Raw genomic sequence first — 19,352 nt, forward strand, 5'->3', positions numbered from 1 at the left:
TGCCGCGCTAGCCGTTCCCCCGGGCTTGGCCGAGCAGGTAACCGGTGCCGCGGACCGTGTGGATCACCCTTGGCTCGCCGAGTTTGCCCCGCAGCTGGGCGATCAGGACGTCCAGGACGTTGGTGGCCGGGGGAACGAGCTCGTCCCAGGCGGCGGCCAGCAGGTCGGCGCGGCGGACTGGTTCGCCGGGCGTGGCGAGCAGGCGGTGCAGGACGGCGAATTCCTTGCCGGTCAGCGTGAGCAGGACGCCGCCGCGGCGGGCCTCGTGGCGGCCGGTGTCCAGCTCGAGGTCGGAGAACCGCAGGACGGGGGCCGGGCCGGGGTCGCTGCGCCGGCACAGGCTCCGCACGCGAGCCAGGAACTCGGCCATCGCGAAGGGCTTGACCAGGTAGTCGTCGCCCCAGGTCAGTCCGGCGATGCGGTCGTCCACCGTGTCCCGCGCGGTGAGGAACAGGACCGGCACGTCCCAGCCGCTCCGGCGGCGGCCCGCCACGTAGGTCAGCGAGTCGCCGGCGGGCAGCATCCGGTCGAACACCGCGCAGTCATAGGCGTTGACGCTCACCGCTTCGTCGGCCTCGGGCAGGTCGGCGACGACGTCCACCGCGAATCCGGCACCCCGCAGGGAGGCCTCCACGGCTACCCGGAGATCCTCGTCGTCTTCGGTGACCAGCACGCGCATGGACGAAAGCGTAACGTGATCGGCCGTTCAGCCCACGTCGAGGAGCCAACCACGATCGGCCGCCCTCACACCGGCCTGGAACCGGCTTCGCGCGCCGAGCCGGTCCATGAGGCCCGAGACCAGCCGGCGGACGGTGCGTACCGAGATGCCCAGCCGGACCGCCGCCGACTCGTCGGTGTAGCCGGCCGTGAGCAACGTGAGCAGCATGCGTTCCCGGTCGTTCAACCCCTCGTCGATGCGCATGGCTCAGGCGGCTTTCCCGGGTTCGCGCTGCCCGGTGGTCCACAGTGGATGGACCACGGGAGTCGCCGCCGCTTCGCGCAGCCCACCCGGAAGGCCGCGACAGCGCCGTACGGTCGCTTCGACGGCCGGCTCGTCCACGGCGGAACCGCGTTCCCCGGCCGCCGCGCGGAACAGCGCTCTTGCCTCACGCGGGGACATCGGCCCGAGCCGGACGCGGACCGCGCCGTCGATGTGCAGACTCCCGGCCCGGCCGGTGATCAGCGCCGCGCTCGAGCCGGTCGCGGGCAGCAGCGGCTCGACCTGCGCGGGGTCCGCGACGTCGTCGAAGACCAGCAGCACCCGCCGGAACGCGAGTTCGGATCGCCACAGCGCGGCCCGTTCGCCCACGTCGGCCGGGACGAGCGCGGGCGGGATGCCGATGCTGTGCAGCAGCCTGGCCAGTACCGTCGCGGCCGGCACCGGCGAGCCTGCCGCACGCAGACCGACGTAGAGCTGGCCGTCGGGGAACCGCCCAGCCAGCCGGTGCGCCGCGTGCACCGCGAGAGCCGTCTTGCCGACCCCGGCCGGGCCGGTCACGACGGCGACGCGCGGGTTGCCGGTGCACGCGTCGGCCAGGACCTCGAGCTCCCGGGTGCGGCCGGTGAACAACGGTGTGTCGCGGGGCAGCTCGCGCCGGGGCGGCCGCTCGGCGGGGCGGGCGCCGCTGTGCAGCGCCCGGAGCGCATCCGCCAGCTCCAGCCCCGGCCGGACGCCCAGCTCGGCGGCCAGGACGCGGCGTGCCTCGTGGTACGCGGCGAGCGCCTGGGCCGGCCGCCCCATCGCGTGCCACGCACGGACCAGCCGCGCCCACGCGTCTTCACGCAGCGGATCGTCCGAGGTGAGCGAACGCAGGCTCGTGACGGCGTCGGCCGGGCGGCCGAGCTCCAGCTGCGCCTCGGCGAGGCAGGCCCACAGCTCACGACGCAGGTCGTCCAGCCTCGCCACGGTGTCGCCGAGGTCGAGCCCCAGTCCTTCGTACGGGCGCCCGCACCAGCGGCCCAGTGCTTCGGTGGCCAGTTCGACCGCCGTCGCCGCCGCACCTTCGGTCAGCGCGTGCCGGGCGGCGTCAGCCGCTTCGGCGGCGCACTGGGCGTCGAGCTCGCCCGGGGCGACCCGCAGCAGGTAGGCGCCGGGCCTGCTCTCGATGCGCGCGCCGCCGTCGTCGTGACAGGGCAGCAGCCGCCGCAGGCGCCACAGGTAGGTCTTGAGGTTGGCCTCGGCCGACGCCGGCGCGTCCTGTTCCGGCCAGGTGGCCTCGATCAGCCGGTCCACCGCGACCCACGCGTTGGGCTGCACGAGAAGTGCGGCCAGCACCGCGACCGGTTTCCCACCGCCGAGCCGGCACGCGAGACCGTCGTGGCCATGTACCTCGAGCGGCCCCAGGACCTGGAAGAGCACCATGCTCACACCCCCGTTCCGGATGGCTCCCACGATCGCGCCGCGCACATGAGGTTCCGATGACAGCCGCGCGGGTGCTGGTGGTGGAGGACGACGAGGACCTGCGGGTGGCGGTGACCACCGAGCTGGCCGCGTCCGGCCTGCGGGTCGGCCAAGCGGGTGACCTCGCCGGCGCGCACGTCGAGCTGGCGAACGCGGACTACCAATGCGCTGTCTTCGACCGCATGCTGCCCGACGGCGACTCGATCGGCTACGTCCACCGGCGCCGCCTGGAGGGCTGGGCGGTGCCGGTGCTGTTCCTCACGGCCCGCGACAGCCTCGACGACCGGGTGGCCGGCTTCGAGCACGGTGGCGACGATTACCTGGTGAAACCGTTTGCCGTGGCCGAAATGACCGCGCGGGTGAAGGCGCTTTGCCGCCGCTCCGGCTCGGGACGGCCCTCCGTACTGCGGCACGACGACCTGGAAATGGACTGCGCCCGCCGTGAAGTCCGCCGATCCGGGACGCTGCTCACTTTGAGCGACAAGGAGTTCGCCGTCCTCGAGTTCTTGCTGGCCCGACCCGAGCAAGCTGTCGGGCGGGACGAGCTGATCGAGCATTGCTGGGACAGCCGGACCGATCCGATGTCCAACGTGGTCGACGTCGTGGTCCGGAGGCTGCGCCTGAAGCTGCGTGAACCCGAGCTGATCCACACCGTGCGCGGGCGCGGGTACCGGCTGGCCGTCCGGTGAGGCGATCGGCGGCCGACCGGCTGCGCCGCCTGCGCCGGCTGCTCACCTGGCTGTTCACCGGGCTCAACGCGGCGGGCCTCATCGTGTTCGCCTGGCTCGCGGTCCAGGCCGACACGCAGCAGCGCGAAGTGCGCCTCGACGGCCGGACCAGCCGGGTCACCGCGGCGGTCACCCGCCTGGTCAAGGAAGGCGACGAGGTCGTCACCGGACTGGTCGGCCAGGACCCGGTGGGCGACCAGTGCCCTCAATTCGTGGTCCTGCCCGTCGGTGCGGGCCGGTTCGCGGACTTCACCAGCACGCGGACGTGCGTCCCGATGGACCCCGCCAAGCTGCGTGCTTGGGCGACTCAGGCGGTCCGCAGTGAAGCCGTCCTCAACGGCTACGGCAGCGGTACCGGCGGAGAGCTGGTCAGGATCGGCGCGGAACCCTTCCGCAACACCGCCGGCCAGTACGCCGGCGCGGTGGTCGTCGTCGCCGACGCCCGGGGCGCGGAGACGGACCACGATCGGCTGGTGCTGTTCGTCGCCGGCGGTTGCGTGCTGCTCGTCGCGGTGCTGGCGGTCGCGGGGCACGTCCTGTCCGGGCGCGCGATCCGGCCCGCGACGGCCGCGCTGGAACAGCAGGAGACCCTGCTCGCGGAAACCGCGCACGACCTGCGCACGCCGGTGGCGGCGCTGCGCGCGCTGGCCGAAACAGCCTTGCGGAACCCGGCCGAACGCGCCGACCTGCTGCCGCGCACGGTCCGGCTGGCCGGGCGGATGGGCAGCATCATCGACGGCCTGCTCGTGCGCGCCCGGCTCGCGGCGGGAGTCGAGTCACTGGCCATCCAGCCGGTCTGGCTCGATCAGCTGGTCACCGGCGTGGTCGACGAGACGCCGAAGGAAGATGCTCAGGTGACGGTGACGGCGGCACCGACGAAGGTGCTCGCGGACCCCGCGCTGGTTCAGCGGGCCATCGGGAACCTGCTGGACAACGCCATGCGCCACGGGCGACGTCCCGGGTCCGAGGCGATCGTGCACATCACCGTGGCCGGCGGCCGGGTGACGGTGGCGGACCACGGGCCCGGCATCGACGCGGCGGTCGCCGAGGAGACGTTCGACCGGTTCACCAGCGGCGCCGGGTCGAGCGGGCTCGGGCTGTCCATCGTCCGGTGGGTCGCCCAGGCCCACAGCGGCGTCCTGCGGGTGTACAACGCCGAAGAGGGCGGCGCGATCTTCGAACTCAGCTTGCCGGAGGCATGAATGTCACGTGCGGTGCGGACCCGAGCAGGGAATGTATTCGAAAGGGCCGGTTCGTGTACCAGGACCTTCTACGCTCGCCGGGTGGGTAAGAGGGGACTCCGCCGGCTTCCGATGACCGCGCTCGTCAGCGTCTGCGCGGTGCTCATCGGCGTGGCCGTGTCCGGCGGCGCTTCGCCGTTGCCAGGGCTGGAGCTCTCGCAGGCCGGGCATTGGATCGCCAGCCCGGCGCTCAACCTCGTGCTGTTCGTCAACGGTTCGGCCAAGAGTGTGGACGCCCAGGTGCCCGTCGCCGGGCTCGAACCGGGCAGCCAGGTGGTGCAGGGCCCGACCAGCGGGTACGTGATCGGCAAGTCCACCATCGTCGAATTCGGCAAGTCGAACCTGTCGGTCGACCGCACGCTGCCCTCGCCATCGGGCGAGCGGCCGGCTCTCGTGGAAGCCTCCGGCGGCCCGTACCTGGTGTACCGGGAAGCAGGCCGGGTCGTCCGGCTCGGCAGCGGGTTCACCACGCTGCCCGCGGGCGGTCCGCTCGGTACCCCGGTGGCCACCCCGGACGGCACGCTCTGGCTCAACCGCACCGACTCCGGCGCGCTGTGCCGGCTGGCGAAGGACGCCGACACGGTGGCCTGCCGGGACAACCTCGGCGCGGGGCACACCGGCGCGCTCAGCATCGCGGGTGACCGCGCGGTGTTCGTCGACACGACGACCGACACGATCCGGCAGGTGTCCGGGGACAGGCCGGGTGAACCGGTCGCGATCGGTAAGGACCTTTCGCCCGCGGCACAGATCGCTCCGGCCGACGCCGACGGCCGGATCGCCGTGCTGGAGCAGGAAAAGCGGCAGCTGTCCCTGCTCGACGCCGGCGTGCTCGAAGCCGGGCGCGCGCCCGGGCAGCCGATCAAGGTCGACCTGCCCGACGGGATCTATTCGAAGCCGACGGCGAGTGCGTCCTCGGTCGTGCTCCTCGATCTGACCCGCCACCACGTGGTCACCTACGGTGCGGACGGCAACCGGCGTCAGACCACGGCGATCCCGCCGGAATCGGGCACCCCGCAGCTGGTGCGCGGCGACGACAAGCGCGTCTACGTTGACGGTGGCGAGGGCAAGCACGTCCTGGTCGTCGACCCGGACGGCAAGGTCAGCCAGGTGCCGGTCGCCGCCGACAAGGCCCCGGCCCCGGCCACCTCACCGCAGCCGCCGCCGACCCAGCCGCCGCCGGCTCAGCAACCGCCGAAGGCCAAGCCCGACGTACGGGCGGACGGTCCGAAGCAGCAGCCTCCGCCGGCGCGGAAGGCGGACCCGCCGGTGACGCAGCAGCAGAAGCCCCTCCCGCCGAGCCCACCGGGCATCCCGGCCCGGCTCACCGCGCGGTTGCAGGGCAGTGATGCGCGGGTCACCTGGGGCGCGGCGGCCGACAACCGAGCCGCGGTCACGGCTTACCACGTGACGTGGAAGCCGTCGTCCGGCGCCGGAGCGGGGTTCGCCGATTTGGCGGGCACCGCGCGGTCCACGGTGATCCCCGGGCTGCGCGCGGGCATCACCTACACGGTCACCGTGGTCGCGGAGAACAGTGCCGGGCGCGGCACACCGGCCACGGCGAAGGTGACCGGCCCGGCGATCCCGAAACCGACGATCACCGTGACCCGGGGGAAGACCGGGACCTACGAGCCGGACCCGGCGGAGTGTTCGGCACCGGATTGCGCCAAGATGCACGTGGTGGTGCGCGGGTTCGCGCCCAACACCGAGTACCACTTCACACCGCACTGCGGATGTACCTACTCGAACGAGGGCCGCTCGTTCACCACCGATGCGAACGGTGCTGTCACCTTCGAGGCGTTCGACTTCGGCGCGGTCGGCAAGCAGGCTTGGGTGACCGCGGACAACGGCGTCTCGTCCCCCAAGTACACCTGGCCGCCTGACTGAGTGCGGCCTACTGCGTGCAGTGTGCGCCCCGGATGCCCTGCGGTGCACTTTGGACGGTCAGCAAGCTGTTCGTGCCCTGGATGACGAAGCAGTACTTCAGCGACGGCTCCACGTCCACGCGGTGACTCGTCTCGCGCCGCACGTACTCGATGTGGTTCGGCTTGCCCTCGGGGGCGACGACGACGGCGTAGTCGAGGTCGGGTGTGCTGCTGCGCCAGCTGAGGTCCACATAGGTGTCGTGGTCGGCCGGTGTCGCGAGTTCGACCTGTGCGGCCACCGGCGACGGCGTCGGCCGGGCGGTCGTGGGTGCCGGCTCCGGGGGAACGCTCAGTTCCTCCGGCCGGTTCGTCAAGACGACCACCGCGACGACGGCGAGCGCGGCCGCGCCTGCGGCGGCCGCGGCGGTCAGCGCGGTGCGGCGCTTTCGCGGCGTGCCGGTGGTGGGTCCGTACTCGACCACCAGCTCGCCGAGCGGTCGCGCCGGAAGCACGGCTCCGGAAGTGCTCGGTGCGGGGTGGTTCCCGGGGACGGCGGGGCCGATCATCGCGCCGATCCGGGTGACGACGAGGGCGGCGTCGATCGGCCGCGCGTCCGGGTTGCCGGCGAGCAGTGACGACACCAGATGAGCGAGGCCGGCGGGCAGATCGGGCCGGTCCAGTGGAGTGACGTCGCCGTTGAGGACCCGGAGGGTCACCGCGTCCGCGGGTTCGCCGGGCCGGCCCTGGTGCGGAGGCCGCCCGGACAGCGCGAGGTACAGGACAGCACCGAGGCCGTACAGGTCGGTGCGTTCGTCGATGGTCCCGTCGCGCACGGTTTCGGGCGCGAGGTATTCGACGCCGCTTTCCGGGTCGCGGGGGAAGATCTGCCGCAGGGTCAAGCCGAAGTCGGCCAGTACCGGGGCGCCGGACGGCCGGAACAGCACGTTGCCCGGCGTGACACCGCCGTGGACGAGCCCGGCTTGGTGCGCCTCGGCGAGTGTCGAGGCGAGGGCTTCGCCGAGCGCCAGGGTGTCGGTGATCGACAGCGGCCCGAACGCGGCGACCAGTTCCGGCAACGACTGCGCGCACAGGTCCATCCGGATCCCACAGCGTCCGTCGGGGAGTTCCCAGACCTCGTCCGGCACGAGCGCGGTACCCAGATCGCGCAACCCGGCGAGCGCGCTCAGTTCCTTGTCGAGCTCGTTGCGGGTCCGGCGATCCAGCTTTCCCGGGTACACCTTGAGCGCGAACGCTTCGCCGGTCGTGCCGTGCACCCCGGCCAGCACTTGAGCGACCGGGCCCTCGCCAAGTGGCACCAGTTCGCCGTGTTCCGTGTCCGCCATGGTCCTGCTCGTCCTCGCGCTCGTGCCGATGCCCGGCTTCGCGCGGGCGTGAACTCCCATTCTAGGAACGCATCCGCCGCGGCGCGCCCGGCGTGGCAGGTTGCTGTCATTGCGGCCCGATTTCGGCGTTGAATCCGCCCGGATGTATCGCTGATGTATTCGTGCTGGACCCCTTCGGGAGATTGTTGCGGCGTGGCGGCGACCGGTCGCCGATGACCAGCGAGGTGAGGGAATGAAGCGGAATCTCAAGCGGGCGGCCGTTTACGGGGTGGCGGGGCTGGCCACCGCGGCGATCGGGGCATCGACGGCGAGCGCGCTCGCCGAAGACGGCCAGGAAAACCACGACGTGAAGCCTGCTCAGGCCGCCGCACCTCAGACCGCACCTCAGGTCGTTCCGGTTCCGCAGCAGGCTCCTCCCGCCGTCGCTGCTCCGCAGGCCGGGATCGCCAAGCCGCAGCACACGGTCGACGGGCCGAAGAAGCCGGAGCCGCAGCACGTGGCGCCCGCGGCGGCGCACCGTCCGGCCATCGCGGCGACGCGGCCGATCCTGCCCAAGCAGACGACCGCGAAACACGCCAAGTCGTCGTCGCGGACCCGCTCGTCGGCGGTGCAGAAGAAGGTCGACGCTTCGACCACGCGGTACGTCGTGCGGGCCGCGGTCCAGGCCGCCGCGCCGGTCGTCAAGAAGCAGGAGGTCCGGCCGACCGTCGCCGGCAATCAAGCTCTCGACGACGCCGTCAAGGCGGTCGGCGACGCGCACCAGGCCGTCCGGGACGCGGAAAAGACCTTCGACGAGGCGGGCAAGGCGCTCCACAAGGCCAAGGACACGCTCGGCAAGACGAAGACGGATCTCAAGAAGATCCGCGACGGCCTCAAGACCAAGAAGGAACCGTGCGACGACGCGCCCGTGCGGGAGACCGAGCACGTGAAGCGGACTCACAGCAAGCACGGCAAGGTGGTCACGAAGACCGCGTCCGCCTCATCCGGCGGCGCGTGGTCGACGTCGACCGCGACGGCGACCAACGGCACTGTCTCCGCGGACGCGTGGTGACGTCGTGAGCGCGGCATTGGCGCTCGAAGACGCTTACTACATCGTGATCCCGCACCAGGTGTGGTTCGGCCAGAAGGCGCCTGTCGAGGTGCCGGAACGCAGCGAGGAGTTCTCCGAAACGTATTACCTGCCGCCGCTCGAGCCAAGGGCACCGCTCAGCCTCGGCGCGGTAACGGGAATCGGTGGTGTCTCGGGCTCCGTCGTATTCGGCGTTGTCGCCGGCGCGCTCGCCACGTCGCCGGTCGGTCTGGTCATCGGCGTCGCCGCGGGGATTTTCGGCGGCCTGATGGGCAGTTCGCTGGCTGAAGAGATCCACGACCGTTCAAGGGAAAGTGTATGAACCGGGTGATATCGCCGTGCACCGCGGCTGCAGCGAGAACCGACTGCCGGCGAGGTGCTCGGTCCGGGGATCGATCTGCGCCGCGCGGTGCTGTACTCGCTTTCGGGTGGTTTGCTGGCCGTGGCCTTCGGCGTGTTCGGCTGCGAAGCAGCAGAGGCTGCGCCGATGCCCGTGGACACCGATGTGCCGGTGACAGTGGTAAGCAGCAGAAGGCGACGCCAAGTGGCAACTCCGGCGATCAGAAGAGCTCGAAGAACAAGGGCAACGATCCGGATACCTCGAAGGCTCGGGAGGTGGCCGCGAAGGCGGCGTCCGCTGTTCCGGTGGCCGGGGTGTTCGTCAAGTCCGCCAACGCGGCGAAGGGCGCTGCGGAAAAAGGGAAAGCGGCGCAGCCGAAGTCGCAGGGTTCGGGGGAGAGCGCGAAGCAGAGAGCGGAAGATCGGCAGGCGCAGGTCTCGGAAAGGGCCAGTGGCAAGGCAACCGCGGTGGTGCAGCCGAAGAGCCTCCGCGAGTGGATCGGCGCGGCGCTGGAAGAGGCGGATGAATTCATCGATTCGGGGTTGAGGAGTTCCCGGCAGTTGGCGCAGGAGCAGATCGACGAAGAGAAGAACGATCCGAACAAGGCTCCCGATGTGGGCACCACAGCCCGGAGGCTGGCCGCCGGCGCTTATGCGGCCGTGCACGACAACGTGACGTCGACCGCGGAACTCGTTGGTACGCTCGACAAAGCCGTTCAGGGTGACGAAGAGGCTTCGCGCAAGGTCGAGCAGACCGCCGGCGACCTCGTGGGTGGGGTGGCGAACACCGTGAACGACCCCAAGGGGCGCCGCAAGGCATCGCTGCGCAGCGTGCGCCGCAAGCTGTTCAAGGATCGGGACGAGTGGCCACGGGCGGTGTTCAAGGAGGGCGGCAAGGGGGCCAGCGTCCGGCACATCGGTCGTTCGGACAACAGGGGTTCGGGCGCTGCGCTGGGCAATCAGCTGCGCGGCAACAAAGCGGGCGACTACCGGATCGACGATGGCACCAGGATCCGGGTCTTCGTCAAGCCGCCGACGGCACCAACACCCTGACGAGTGAGTCCGACGCCGGCAGCGGTCCGGCAGGCCGACGAACGGTCCTTTCGCGTTCTGACGCGAAGGGACCGTTCGTCGGCTACGCGTGGCTCAGGACTGCTCCACCGTGGTTTCGAAGCTGAGCCAGCCGAGCAACGCCAAGGTGCCGAAGGTTCCGCACAGCCCGGCCTCGTTCTTGCCGGGCCGTTTGCCCGGTTCGCCCAGGCCGTAGCAGTTCATCTGCTTCAGCAGGTCGATCGATTTCGTGAGCTGGTCCATGGCCTCCCGGATCTTCGGGAAGTCCTTGCCGGGAATCGCCTTGGCGAGCGTGACCGGGAACCCGGCCGCGGTCCGGCGAATTGCGTCGAGCTGCTGCCCGCACGCGGTGTCGGTCGGCGCAGGGTGGCCCGAGCAGGCCGTGCCCATGGTCGCGGACAGCGAGCGGACGCGGTAAAGCCGGAAGATGTCGATCGGACGGGTTGGCACCGGCGTTGTCGAAGGAGCGGGAACCGGCGCGCGCGACGCGACGGCGTGAGCCGCCGGGGACTCCTCGCCCCCGCATCCGGCCAGCGCCAGACCGGCGAGCAGAGTCGCCGCAACCGCGCTGCGAATCCTGGTCTTCTTCTCGTTGCTGTGTAGGGACATCTGTGCCCGCCAATCCGACGATCCGGTCGTTGCGCAGTCACCGTCACATCCGGGACCTGAGGTTTCGATGACAAGCGGTGTCCCGGGACCGGTCCCGGGACACCGGGATTACGGTCGGTGGGATCCGTACCTCGCAGAAAGAGGGCTGGTGCGTGAGGTTCGACGAGGTGGGGAGTCACCATGGGTGAGTCGAGGGCCGGTGAGGCCTACGCGCTGATCGCACGGAACATCCAGGGGGTGATCCGCGGCAAGCCGGAGGTGGTCCGGCTCGCCGTCGCCGCCCTGTTCGCCGAGGGGCACCTGCTGCTCGAGGACGTCCCCGGCCTCGGTAAGACGACGCTTGCACGGTGCCTGGCGCGCAGCATCGGTGGCAGCTGGAGCCGGATCCAGTTCACTCCGGACCTGCTTCCCGGCGACATCACCGGCGTGACCGTCTACCACCAGAAGGACGAGCGCTTCACCTTCCACCCCGGTGGGGTGTTTTCGAACATCGTCGTGGCCGACGAAATCAACCGCGGCACGCCCAAAACGCAGTCCGCGCTGCTGGAGGTGATGTCCGAACGACGGGTCACCGTCGACGCCGTCTCCCATGACGTACCGCGGCCTTTCCTCGTCATCGCCACTCAGAACCCGATCGAGATGGAGGGCACCTACCGGCTGCCCGAGGCTCAGCTCGACCGGTTTCTGATGCGCTTGTCCGTCGGTTACCCCGATCTCGACGCCGAGGTCATGGTGATCATGAGCGACTGCGCGGGCGTATCACCCGACGACCTCCCGGCCGTGGTCGACGTCCCGATGTTGCTCGACGCGATCGCCGAGGTGCGTGCCTCACACCTCGACCGCGCGGTCGTCGAGTACGCCGCACGTCTCGCCGGAGCGACCCGCGAACACGCGGCGGTGCGGTTCGGGGTGAGCCCGCGCGGGAGCATCGCGCTGGTGCGCGCCGCCCAGGCCATGGCTGCGACCGAAGGGCGCGGGTTCGTCACGCCGGACGACCTCAAGGACGTGGCCGTGCCGGTCTTCACGCACCGGCTGGTGCTCACCGCCGAGGCCGAGCTCGGCCGGCTCGGCGCGGCCGACGTCGTGGCCGAGGTCTTGGCCACAACGCCGGCTCCGGCGATGAACCACGCGGGCCGCTGACCATGCGGCTGACCCCGCGCGGTGTCGCCGTCCTCGTGGTGTCCGTGGTGCTGGTCGCGACAGCGGAGTGGGCGGGGTACCCGCTGTTTCGCGTGCTCGGCGCGATCGGGCTCGGCGCCCTGCCGGCTGCCGTCGCCGTCACCGCCCGCGGCATGCGGGTCGCGGTGACCCGGGTCGTCTACCCGGACCGGGTCGAGCGAGGCCGTCCGGCCTTGGCGAAGCTGCGGGTCCGCAATCTCGCCGGCAGGCCCCAGGCCGGCTTCGCCGCGTGGGACCACGCCGGCGGGAGTACCCGGACGGTCCAGGTGCGTGCGCTGGCCGAGGGCGCGGAGGCGACGTACCAGTACGAGCTGCCGACCGCTGCCCGCGGGCTGATGGCCGTCGGGCCGCTGACGCTGCAGCGCGCCGATCCCTTCGGCCTCGCCCGCAACCGGCATCCGGCGGGCGAGACCGGCACGTTGTGGGTGCACCCGCGCAAATACCCGGCGCGCGCCCTGATCGGCGGCTTCCCCCGGCACCACCACGACGGCGCCACCACTGACGACTCGTTGAGGGGCTCACTCGACCTGCGCGACGTCCGCGAGTACCAGCCCGGCGACGAAGTCCGGCACCTGCACTGGAAAGCGACCGCGCGGACCGGCCGGATGATGGTCCGCGACTACGCCGACCCGGAGCAGCCGCGCTTCACCCTGCTGCTCGACACTCGAGGTGATGCGTTGTCGCCGGCCCTTTTCGAGGAGGCCGTCGATCTTGCGGCATCACTGCTCGCCGCGTCCGCCACTGCCGGGCACCACAGCAGGCTGGTCACCTCGGGCGGCGTCGACCTCGCGACGTCCGGCGGCCTGCTCGCGGTCAGGCAACTGCTCGACGAGCTGTGCCAGGTACGCCAGGACTCCGGCGCCGAGCAGGCACTCGTGCCGGGCGTGCTGTCCGCCGTCCGGCATCAGGGTGGCTGCCTGACAGTGGTGACGTCGGGAGCGGGCGGGCTCGGCACACTCGGTGGTCTTGCCGGGCTGCGGGCACGATATTCGTCGTTCTTCGTACTGGCTCTGGGTTCCGGCGGTGTCCCGCCAGTGATTCCGGGCGCGCGGGTGCTGAGCGCCGACAGCGCCGCGAACGCCGTGCGCCGGTGGAACGAGGTGGTGTGATGCCCGGCCGGTTCAGCGTGCTGTGCGTGGTGCTCGCGGCTGTCGTCGCGGGCTTGTTCTTCGTGCCGGTGTTCGGGGTGGCGGCGTTGCTCGCACCGCTCCTGGTACCCGCGGCGGTGCTGTTCGGGGTCGCCCAGCTGTGTGCGCGTACTGAGGTGCTTGCCGCGTGGCGTCCGCTGCTGCTCCTCGTGGCCGGGCTGCTCGCTGTCGTCGAGACCGTGCCCTTTCCGACGACGGCAGCCGGGCTGCCGACCGGTGAGACGTTCTCCGCGCTGGCGTCCGGGATCACCGAGTCCTGGCGGCTGACCCTGCAATCGACCTGGCCCGCGCGGCCGTCGCCGGACCAGCTGCTGTTCGTCCCGTTGCTGGCATGGCCGGCCGGGGTGCTCGGAATCGAACTGCTGCTGCGTTCCCGGAAGCCGCTGGTGGCGCTGATCCCGAGTTTCGCGGTGGTCGTCGTGAGCCAGCTTTACGTCGCGCTGTCGGGACTCGCGGCCGTCGCCGCCGGGCTCGGTTACGCGGCTGTCGTGGGTGCGTTGTTCGCCCTGACCCGTCCCGGCGAGGAGAAGCCGGCGCGCCGTGCTCGCCGAACAGCGTCGGCGTTCTCCTCCGGTGTGCCGGTGGTGGTCCTCGGGCTCGCCGCGGCGGTCGCGGCGGGGCTGCTGCTTCCCGGTCCGGGCCGGGCGTATTCGCTGAAGCAGGACCAGCCGGCGCCGGTGAGCGGGCGCGTGGCCGGGCCATTGGACGACATCGCCAACCGGCTGGAGCATCCCGACGTGCCGATGTTCTCCGTCCGCGGCGACGCGCGTCCCGACCGGTGGCCGCTGGTCGTGCTCGACACCTTCGACGGCGTCAACTGGACGCCAGGCAGCCGCTACCGGCGGCTCGGCGCGGAGTTGCCGCAGAGTCCGTTGGTGACGGTGCCCTCCCGGGAACGGACGGCGACGATCCGGCTTGGCGACCTCGGCGGGCCGTGGCTGCCGAGCCAGACCTGGCCCGCTGCCGTCAGCGGAGCCGATCCGCTGGTCGAGGAGTCGCAGGGCTCGCTGTGGCTGCCGCGCCCCACCGGCGAGTACCGGCTGAGCTGGTGGGAACCGCAGGTCCCGGTCGCCGACCTCTCGGCCGCCGCGATCGACCAGCGGGCACCGGGTGGGCTCGGCATGATCGGCGAGCCACCCGCGGAAGCCGAGGCGATGGCGCGGGCCGCCGTCGGCGGCTTGCGCCCCAGTTTCCAGGCGGCGCTCACGCTGGAGCGGTTCTTTCGCGAGGGCTACCACACCGCGGCGAGCACCGGCCTGCCGAGCGGCAACGGCTGGCCGCAGCTGCGGAAGTTCCTGTTCGAGACCCGGCGTGGGACGAGTGAGCAGTTCGCGGCCGCGTACGTCGCGCTCGCCCGCATCGTCGGCATCCCGGCTCGCCTGGTCGTCGGCTTCCGCAGCCCGGCCGTGCCGGACGCCGGCGGCGGCTACACCGTCCGCAACGGCGATGTCCTGGCCTGGCCCGAGGTGGCGGTCGCCGGTGCCGGCTGGGTGCCGCTGGATCCGACCGGCACCACCCGCCTCGGTGGTGCCGGTGGCCCCGCGGGTCTTTCCGAGGTCACCGCTCAGGCTCGTGCCCAGCTGCCTCCGGCGACGCAGTTGCACGACGCGCCGGTCGCACCGGTCAAGGGCCCCGGCGGTGCGGGCGACGCGGGCAACGGAGATCGGTCGTTCCCGGTGCTCTGGGTGCTCGCCGGGCCGGCGGCGTTGTTCCTGGCCGGGCTCGTCGGTGTCCCGGTGGCCAAGTTCGTCCGTTCACGGCGACGGCGGCGCCGGACGGGTGCGGGCGCGGTGCTCGGCGCGTGGCTCGAGGTCCGCGACCGCCTTCGTGACCACAGTGTTCCGTGGACGGCCGGGATGACGGCTCGCGACCTGGCTGCAGCCGCCCACGGTATCGGCACTCCATCCATAGTGGACGGAATACGGGAGCTGGGCGTCACCGTGGATCAAGTCCTGTGGTCCGGCAACGCTCCCGGCGCGCAAGCGGGTCACCAGGCCTGGGCCGCGGTCCTCACCGTCCAGCGCGGTCTGGCCGGTCGCGGCCTGCGCCTCCGCCTGCGCGCGGCCCTCGACCCCCGCACGCTCCTGACCGGAGTTCAAGCCCGCTCCAGCACCATGCGGTGCGCGCCGACGAGCTCGGCACCCGGCTCGATGCCGAGGTCACGCACGATCGCCGAGCGCGCACGGCGGTAGGTGGCGAGCGCCGCGCCGCGCCGTCCGGTCTCGTGCAGCAGCGTCACCAGCCGCGCCCAGACGTTCTCGCGCAGCGGGTCATCGCAGGTCATGGCGCTGAGCAGACCGATGGCGTCGGCGGACCGGCCGAGGGCGCGGTAGGACTCGGCCAGCAGTTCCCGCAGCTCCCAGCGCACTTCGTCGAGGCGGGCGGTCTCCGGCGCGCGGACCTCCTCGGCCAGGTCCTGGAACGGCGTGCCGCGCCAGAGGGCCAGCGTCTCGGTGAGCAGCGAGACGGCGCGCCCGGGCTCGTTGTGAGCGAGGGCGATCCGGGCATCGACGGCGCTCTCGGCGACGTGATCGGCGTCGACCTCGGCGAGGCCGGCGCGAATCCGATACGCGCCTGCACGGCTGTCGATGCAGGCCTCGGGCAGTGCGTGGCGCATGCCGCAGACGTAGGACTTCACGTTGCCCGCCGCCGATGCCGGCACCGTCCGATCGTGCCACAGCACGTCGATCAACCGGTCCATGCTCACCCACGTGTTGCGGTGCAGCAGCAACGTTGCCAGCAGCTTCGTCGGCTTACCCGGCTTGATCCGGAGCAGGGCGCCGTTCGAGCGGACCTCGATCGGGCCGAGAACATGGAAGAGCATTTCCGACACCTTCGCTGTATCCGTGGTTCTGTGCCGCCCACCTTGCCGGGTGGTTCCTGAGGTTTTGATGACGATGAACCGGTGCTGAACCGGTTTGTCCCAGGCTGTGCCGGCGGCGGTTCCGTCGCGGCGGGCACGGCAGAGGGGAGTCATCGATGGACGACGAGACCGGGGCACCGGTGGGGAATGCGCTCAAGTACGCCATGTCGGGCGGGTTCCTGGCGGTGGCGTTCGGGGTGCTGGCCGCGGCGCCGGCGCAAGCCAAGCCGATCGCCGTGGATGCTGACGGCAATCAGGCGCCTGCCAAGCCGTCGCCGAACGTCGTGGAGGCCGCGAAGCTGGTCCCCGGCGGCGGATTCCTCAAAATCGCGGATTCGGCCAAGAAGCTCGCGGATTCGGCGAGGTCGAACAACGACAAGAAGGAAGACAAGCAGAAAGACGGGAATTCGCCACCGGATCAGGCGGACGAAGGGAAACCGCAGCGCGAGAAGAAGTCGCAGGAGCGAGGTGACGAGACCGGCTCGCACGACGAGAAGGACAAGTCGCCGGGCCGGGAAGAACCGGCCGGGCAGCCGGCGGTCGCGGCCGCGAAGACGGGGGAGCAGGCGAATCGTGCGAAGCCCGATGACGGTGGTGTCGGAGCCATGCTCCAGCCGCTCCTGCAAGCCACCCCCGGCCCGGAGGTCGAGCAGGATCCCCTGCTGACGATGCCACAGCCGAAGGTCGATCGGTCCGCAGCAGCGCGCGACGTGGCCGCACGCAACGCCGCGGCGACCAGAAGCAAGGCCTACGAGTACGCAGCGCACCGCAACGAAGGAGCCACCGGGTCAGTGACCGCGTGGGAGACCACCAACCGGTTTGCCGACGAATACAACGCGGAAGCGACCGGGTGGGAGCGGATTCGTGACGCCGGAGTCGAGCCTTCCTCGGCGCCACCGAAAGTGAACTACACGGTGCCGGTCAACGCCCAGACGGCTGTCCCGCTGTCCGCGCCTGCCACCGTCGAGGTGAGCAAGTGGGAAAACCTGCCGGGGGAATCCGGCGGCGTCCCGGTCGGTGTGGACAGTGCCGGCCGGCGGGTGGCGCTGTCCAAGGAGCGGCTGTCGCCGGAGCTGCAGGCCTTGTTGGAGGAGGGCGGTACCTCGACTTGGTCGCCCACCGAGGACGGTCGGATCCTCACCGTGTTCACGCCCGAGACTCAGCTCGACCGGAATCGCCGGGACCTGAAGCGCCAGTGGAGTGAAGCGGGCAGCAGTCCGCTGGACGCGGCGCAGGCGGCGGCCGGGACGGCAGCGTTGATTTCGGACGTGGCTTCTTTCGGGGCAGGCAACTCCTACGGCACGGGTGCGGACTGCCTCGGTTCGAGGGAGAACTGCGACGGATTCGCCCTGGAGGGAGGGGCTGCGGCGCTCACCTTCGTGCCGGGTGGGCGGTTGCCGGGGGCAGTGAAAGGTGCGGTGGCGGCGGCCGGCGCAGCCGCGAAAGGCGGCAGAGCACTCGGGCAGGTCGCCGATGCCACCAACCTGATCAGCCGGGCCAACGCGGCCCGGCAAGGCGCCGCCGGGGTAACGGAAGGCGCGAGGGCTCCGGTGGCAGCAGGCGCCCGTGCGGTCCCGGGACCGGGGATCACGTCGGCGCCGTCGGCGTTCGCGGGTGTCGAGGAAGTGGCGGCGACCGCAGCGAAGGGCCTGCCCGCCGGTGGCGCCGATGTGCTGCCCAGGGCCGTACCGGGCGGAGCGGGGCCGGCGGGCCGGACTCTGCGCGGCGGGGGGATGGGCGGCCGGGCCGGAAGCAGCGGTCCGGCCCGGTCCGGCAGCGGCCCGGCATACGGAAAGGCGGCTCCGCTGGTGGCCGGTGTCGCCGGCACCGGGGTGATCGCCGAGGTGATGGGGGATCGCAGGGGCGACGCGCAACCGTCGCCGGAGCCGGGGGATGCGCCGCCGTCCCGGGGCCCGGCTGAGCCGCGGACACCCCCGCTTCCGGACCGGTACCCCGCACCGGGTCAGGGCGGACGTCGAGCGGAACCGGACCCCGGTGCCGGGCGCGGACTGGATCCGCGGCTTGTGCCGTGGGCCGTGCCGAGCGGGCCGCGGGGCCCGGGAGATCCGGTCCCGGACAACTGGGGTCGTCCCGATCCGCGGTTCACGCCGCTGGGCGTGCCGACCGAACCCGTTGCCCCGGGAAGCCCGGTCCCCGGTGACTGGGACCTGCCTGATCCGCGGCTCACGCCGTGGGGGGTGCCGACCGAGCCGGCCTGGCCGGGCTTGCCCGCTCCCGTCGTGCGGTCGGAATCGAAGGATCTTGCGACCGAGGAGGCGATCGCCCGGCCGGCACCGGTGCCAATGCCCGCTCTCCTCGGGCCCTCGATCACCGACATTCCTCGAGCCCGGTTCGCTTCGCCGGTCTGGTCTCATGGCGCTCCTGAACCGGCTGGTGGCGGACTGCCCGAGATCGATCCGGAGAGGGGGGCCTACCTTGCCGAGAACCAGGCGCAGAACACGAAGACACGGCGGAATCGCGGCCGGGCGGCCGAAGCGGTACCGGTCCTTTGGCAGATTCTGCCGGAACTCCAGAAACGCGCGGACGACACGGAGGTGCAGTACGCGAACGGCCCCGGCTTCACCGCCGGCCAGCTTGCGAACCAAGCCAGGATCCTGGCGGAGGCGGAAGCCTTGATCCCCCTGCGCCGAGCGGAAACGGCCAGGGTCAAGGCCGGAAATGGTGACCCGGAAAGACTGCAATCGCTGGAAGACGAGGAAGAGCGTCTGTACAAGGAGCTGTGGAGCATCCGCATGGCCAATGCGGGAACACAGAAGCACCTCATCTTCGAGGAGTCGGTGATGCGGGACGCGGCGGAAATCCTCGGCGAATACGCTGATGAATACCGCTTTCGTGTTGAAGTTCCCTTCAATATCAATGGCGAGGCAGTGCCTGGCGGTTCAGCGGGTAAGGAGGTCCGCAAAACCATCCCGGATCTCGTGCTGGAGCGGCGTGCTCCTGATGGGACGTGGTACCGGGTTCAGGACTTCGACCTGAAGACCGGCAAGAAAGGGATCGCGTCGGGCTGGGACTTCCGCAACCAGCGCAACGCTCGCAGCCTGTTCAAGGTCATAACTCTCAGGCCCAGCGCGAAGTGATCATCGCCAGTGCGGCGCCGGAGGGCTCGTTCCTCCGGCGCCGGTGGGCCCGCTCACACGGGTAGCGCCGCTCTCCGGCGGGGTTCGCCAGGAGCAGCCGTGGGGCCGACGCCCGGGGCGCGGAGGGAGGCCGATTCGAACTTGCGCGGCTTGACCTGGGCAAACGCGTCCACGGAGTCGCCGTTTTGGCGGAGAAAGTCGCCCTGACCTGGGAAAATGCCGTGCCCCCGGTGAGATTCGAACTCACACTGGACGGGTTTTGAATCCGTTGCCTCTGCCAGTTGGGCTACGGGGGCGTGACGTCGTGACTCTACGGGATCACCGGACCCCGCCCGTGCCCGGGTCCGGGGTCTCCGGAGCCGGTGTCACGCTGGCCACTACGTGGTGAACGCCATCTCTTC

At 71.2% G+C, this 19,352-nt stretch carries 15 protein-coding genes, 1 tRNA gene and 1 pseudogene; 10 read left to right on the forward strand and 7 right to left on the reverse strand.

The features are described from left to right. Nucleotides 1-7: 7 nt before the first annotated feature. The 3 genes and pseudogenes from AB0M80_RS35425 to AB0M80_RS35435 form a co-directional block, all read right to left on the reverse strand. Nucleotides 8-679, reverse strand: a complete 672-nt coding sequence (locus AB0M80_RS35425; RefSeq protein WP_364573666.1) for a response regulator transcription factor — start codon at nucleotides 677-679, stop codon at nucleotides 8-10. Between the two features lie 27 nt (nucleotides 680-706). After that, nucleotides 707-895: pseudogene (locus tag AB0M80_RS35430) on the reverse strand (helix-turn-helix transcriptional regulator); the annotation flags it as partial. A 30-nt stretch (nucleotides 896-925) separates the two neighbouring features. Next, the gene (locus AB0M80_RS35435; RefSeq protein ID WP_364573668.1) at nucleotides 926-2,362 is read right to left on the reverse strand and encodes a BTAD domain-containing putative transcriptional regulator; all 1,437 of its coding nucleotides are present in this window, start codon (nucleotides 2,360-2,362) and stop codon (nucleotides 926-928) included. Nucleotides 2,363-2,418: 56 nt separating this feature from the next. Between AB0M80_RS35435 and AB0M80_RS35440 the strand changes: the two genes are divergently transcribed. The 3 genes from AB0M80_RS35440 to AB0M80_RS35450 all read left to right on the forward strand — a co-directional run bounded on the left by AB0M80_RS35440 (nucleotide 2,419) and on the right by AB0M80_RS35450 (nucleotide 6,254). Then, nucleotides 2,419-3,090, forward strand: a complete 672-nt coding sequence (locus tag AB0M80_RS35440; RefSeq protein WP_364573670.1) for a response regulator transcription factor — start codon at nucleotides 2,419-2,421, stop codon at nucleotides 3,088-3,090. Then, nucleotides 3,087-4,331, forward strand: a complete 1,245-nt coding sequence (locus AB0M80_RS35445) for a HAMP domain-containing sensor histidine kinase (RefSeq protein WP_364573672.1) — start codon at nucleotides 3,087-3,089, stop codon at nucleotides 4,329-4,331. The genes AB0M80_RS35440 and AB0M80_RS35445 overlap by 4 nt, the downstream gene beginning before the upstream one ends. A gap of 81 nt (nucleotides 4,332-4,412) precedes the next feature. Then, nucleotides 4,413-6,254 (forward strand): fibronectin type III domain-containing protein, encoded by a 1,842-nt coding sequence (locus tag AB0M80_RS35450; protein ID WP_364573674.1) that lies wholly within the window; start codon nucleotides 4,413-4,415, stop codon nucleotides 6,252-6,254. A gap of 7 nt (nucleotides 6,255-6,261) precedes the next feature. Here the strand turns inward: AB0M80_RS35450 and AB0M80_RS35455 are convergent, their stop codons facing one another. After that, nucleotides 6,262-7,575 (reverse strand): protein kinase, encoded by a 1,314-nt coding sequence (locus AB0M80_RS35455; RefSeq protein ID WP_364573676.1) that lies wholly within the window; start codon nucleotides 7,573-7,575, stop codon nucleotides 6,262-6,264. Between the two features lie 232 nt (nucleotides 7,576-7,807). Between AB0M80_RS35455 and AB0M80_RS35460 the strand changes: the two genes are divergently transcribed. The 3 genes from AB0M80_RS35460 to AB0M80_RS35470 all read left to right on the forward strand — a co-directional run bounded on the left by AB0M80_RS35460 (nucleotide 7,808) and on the right by AB0M80_RS35470 (nucleotide 10,036). Next, nucleotides 7,808-8,626: a hypothetical protein gene (locus AB0M80_RS35460; RefSeq protein WP_364573678.1), complete on the forward strand. Its 819-nt coding sequence runs from the start codon at nucleotides 7,808-7,810 to the stop codon at nucleotides 8,624-8,626. Nucleotides 8,627-8,630: 4 nt separating this feature from the next. Next, nucleotides 8,631-8,966 (forward strand): hypothetical protein, encoded by a 336-nt coding sequence (locus AB0M80_RS35465; RefSeq protein ID WP_364573680.1) that lies wholly within the window; start codon nucleotides 8,631-8,633, stop codon nucleotides 8,964-8,966. Between the two features lie 293 nt (nucleotides 8,967-9,259). Beyond that, nucleotides 9,260-10,036, forward strand: a complete 777-nt coding sequence (locus AB0M80_RS35470; protein WP_364573682.1) for a NucA/NucB deoxyribonuclease domain-containing protein — start codon at nucleotides 9,260-9,262, stop codon at nucleotides 10,034-10,036. A gap of 93 nt (nucleotides 10,037-10,129) precedes the next feature. Here AB0M80_RS35470 and AB0M80_RS35475 read toward each other — a convergent pair whose 3' ends face one another. After that, nucleotides 10,130-10,504: a hypothetical protein gene (locus AB0M80_RS35475; protein WP_364573684.1), complete on the reverse strand. Its 375-nt coding sequence runs from the start codon at nucleotides 10,502-10,504 to the stop codon at nucleotides 10,130-10,132. A 339-nt stretch (nucleotides 10,505-10,843) separates the two neighbouring features. On the opposite strand from AB0M80_RS35475, the gene AB0M80_RS35480 reads away from it, so the two are divergent. From AB0M80_RS35480 to AB0M80_RS35490, 3 genes are read left to right on the forward strand one after another with little or no spacing between them, the layout of a single operon-like run. Continuing rightward, on the forward strand, nucleotides 10,844-11,803 hold the full coding sequence (locus AB0M80_RS35480) for a MoxR family ATPase (RefSeq protein WP_364573686.1): 960 nt from the start codon (nucleotides 10,844-10,846) through the stop codon (nucleotides 11,801-11,803). Between the two features lie 2 nt (nucleotides 11,804-11,805). After that, on the forward strand, nucleotides 11,806-12,951 hold the full coding sequence (locus tag AB0M80_RS35485; RefSeq protein ID WP_364573688.1) for a DUF58 domain-containing protein: 1,146 nt from the start codon (nucleotides 11,806-11,808) through the stop codon (nucleotides 12,949-12,951). Continuing rightward, nucleotides 12,951-15,182, forward strand: coding sequence for a transglutaminaseTgpA domain-containing protein (locus AB0M80_RS35490; RefSeq protein WP_364573690.1), 2,232 nt, complete (start codon nucleotides 12,951-12,953; stop codon nucleotides 15,180-15,182). Before AB0M80_RS35485 ends, AB0M80_RS35490 begins: the two co-directional genes overlap by 1 nt. On the opposite strand, the gene AB0M80_RS35495 is transcribed toward AB0M80_RS35490, so the two are convergent. Continuing rightward, nucleotides 15,086-15,814: an AfsR/SARP family transcriptional regulator gene (locus tag AB0M80_RS35495; RefSeq protein ID WP_364573692.1), complete on the reverse strand. Its 729-nt coding sequence runs from the start codon at nucleotides 15,812-15,814 to the stop codon at nucleotides 15,086-15,088. The two genes, AB0M80_RS35490 and AB0M80_RS35495, sit on opposite strands and share 97 nt — an antisense overlap. Nucleotides 15,815-15,969: 155 nt before the next feature. Here AB0M80_RS35495 and AB0M80_RS35500 point away from each other — a divergent pair, with 155 nt between their 5' ends. After that, nucleotides 15,970-18,951 (forward strand): hypothetical protein, encoded by a 2,982-nt coding sequence (locus AB0M80_RS35500; RefSeq protein WP_364573694.1) that lies wholly within the window; start codon nucleotides 15,970-15,972, stop codon nucleotides 18,949-18,951. A gap of 222 nt (nucleotides 18,952-19,173) precedes the next feature. Here the strand turns inward: AB0M80_RS35500 and AB0M80_RS35505 are convergent. Further along, a tRNA-Leu gene (locus AB0M80_RS35505) sits at nucleotides 19,174-19,247 on the reverse strand. Nucleotides 19,248-19,352: the final 105 nt, after the last annotated feature.

Source organism: Amycolatopsis sp. NPDC051045 (genome assembly GCF_040682955.1).
Taxonomy (GTDB): domain Bacteria; phylum Actinomycetota; class Actinomycetes; order Mycobacteriales; family Pseudonocardiaceae; genus Amycolatopsis.

Coding starts and splice junctions, on each gene's coding strand:
- AB0M80_RS35425 (WP_364573666.1), bottom strand. CDS start 679: ATGCGCGTGCTGGTCACCGAAGACGACGAGGATCTCCGGGTAGCCGTG.
- AB0M80_RS35435 (WP_364573668.1), bottom strand. CDS start 2,362: ATGGTGCTCTTCCAGGTCCTGGGGCCGCTCGAGGTACATGGCCACGAC.
- AB0M80_RS35440 (WP_364573670.1), top strand. CDS start 2,419: ATGACAGCCGCGCGGGTGCTGGTGGTGGAGGACGACGAGGACCTGCGG.
- AB0M80_RS35455 (WP_364573676.1), bottom strand. CDS start 7,575: ATGGCGGACACGGAACACGGCGAACTGGTGCCACTTGGCGAGGGCCCG.
- AB0M80_RS35460 (WP_364573678.1), top strand. CDS start 7,808: ATGAAGCGGAATCTCAAGCGGGCGGCCGTTTACGGGGTGGCGGGGCTG.
- AB0M80_RS35480 (WP_364573686.1), top strand. CDS start 10,844: ATGGGTGAGTCGAGGGCCGGTGAGGCCTACGCGCTGATCGCACGGAAC.
- AB0M80_RS35485 (WP_364573688.1), top strand. CDS start 11,806: ATGCGGCTGACCCCGCGCGGTGTCGCCGTCCTCGTGGTGTCCGTGGTG.
- AB0M80_RS35490 (WP_364573690.1), top strand. CDS start 12,951: ATGCCCGGCCGGTTCAGCGTGCTGTGCGTGGTGCTCGCGGCTGTCGTC.
- AB0M80_RS35495 (WP_364573692.1), bottom strand. CDS start 15,814: ATGCTCTTCCATGTTCTCGGCCCGATCGAGGTCCGCTCGAACGGCGCC.
- AB0M80_RS35500 (WP_364573694.1), top strand. CDS start 15,970: ATGGACGACGAGACCGGGGCACCGGTGGGGAATGCGCTCAAGTACGCC.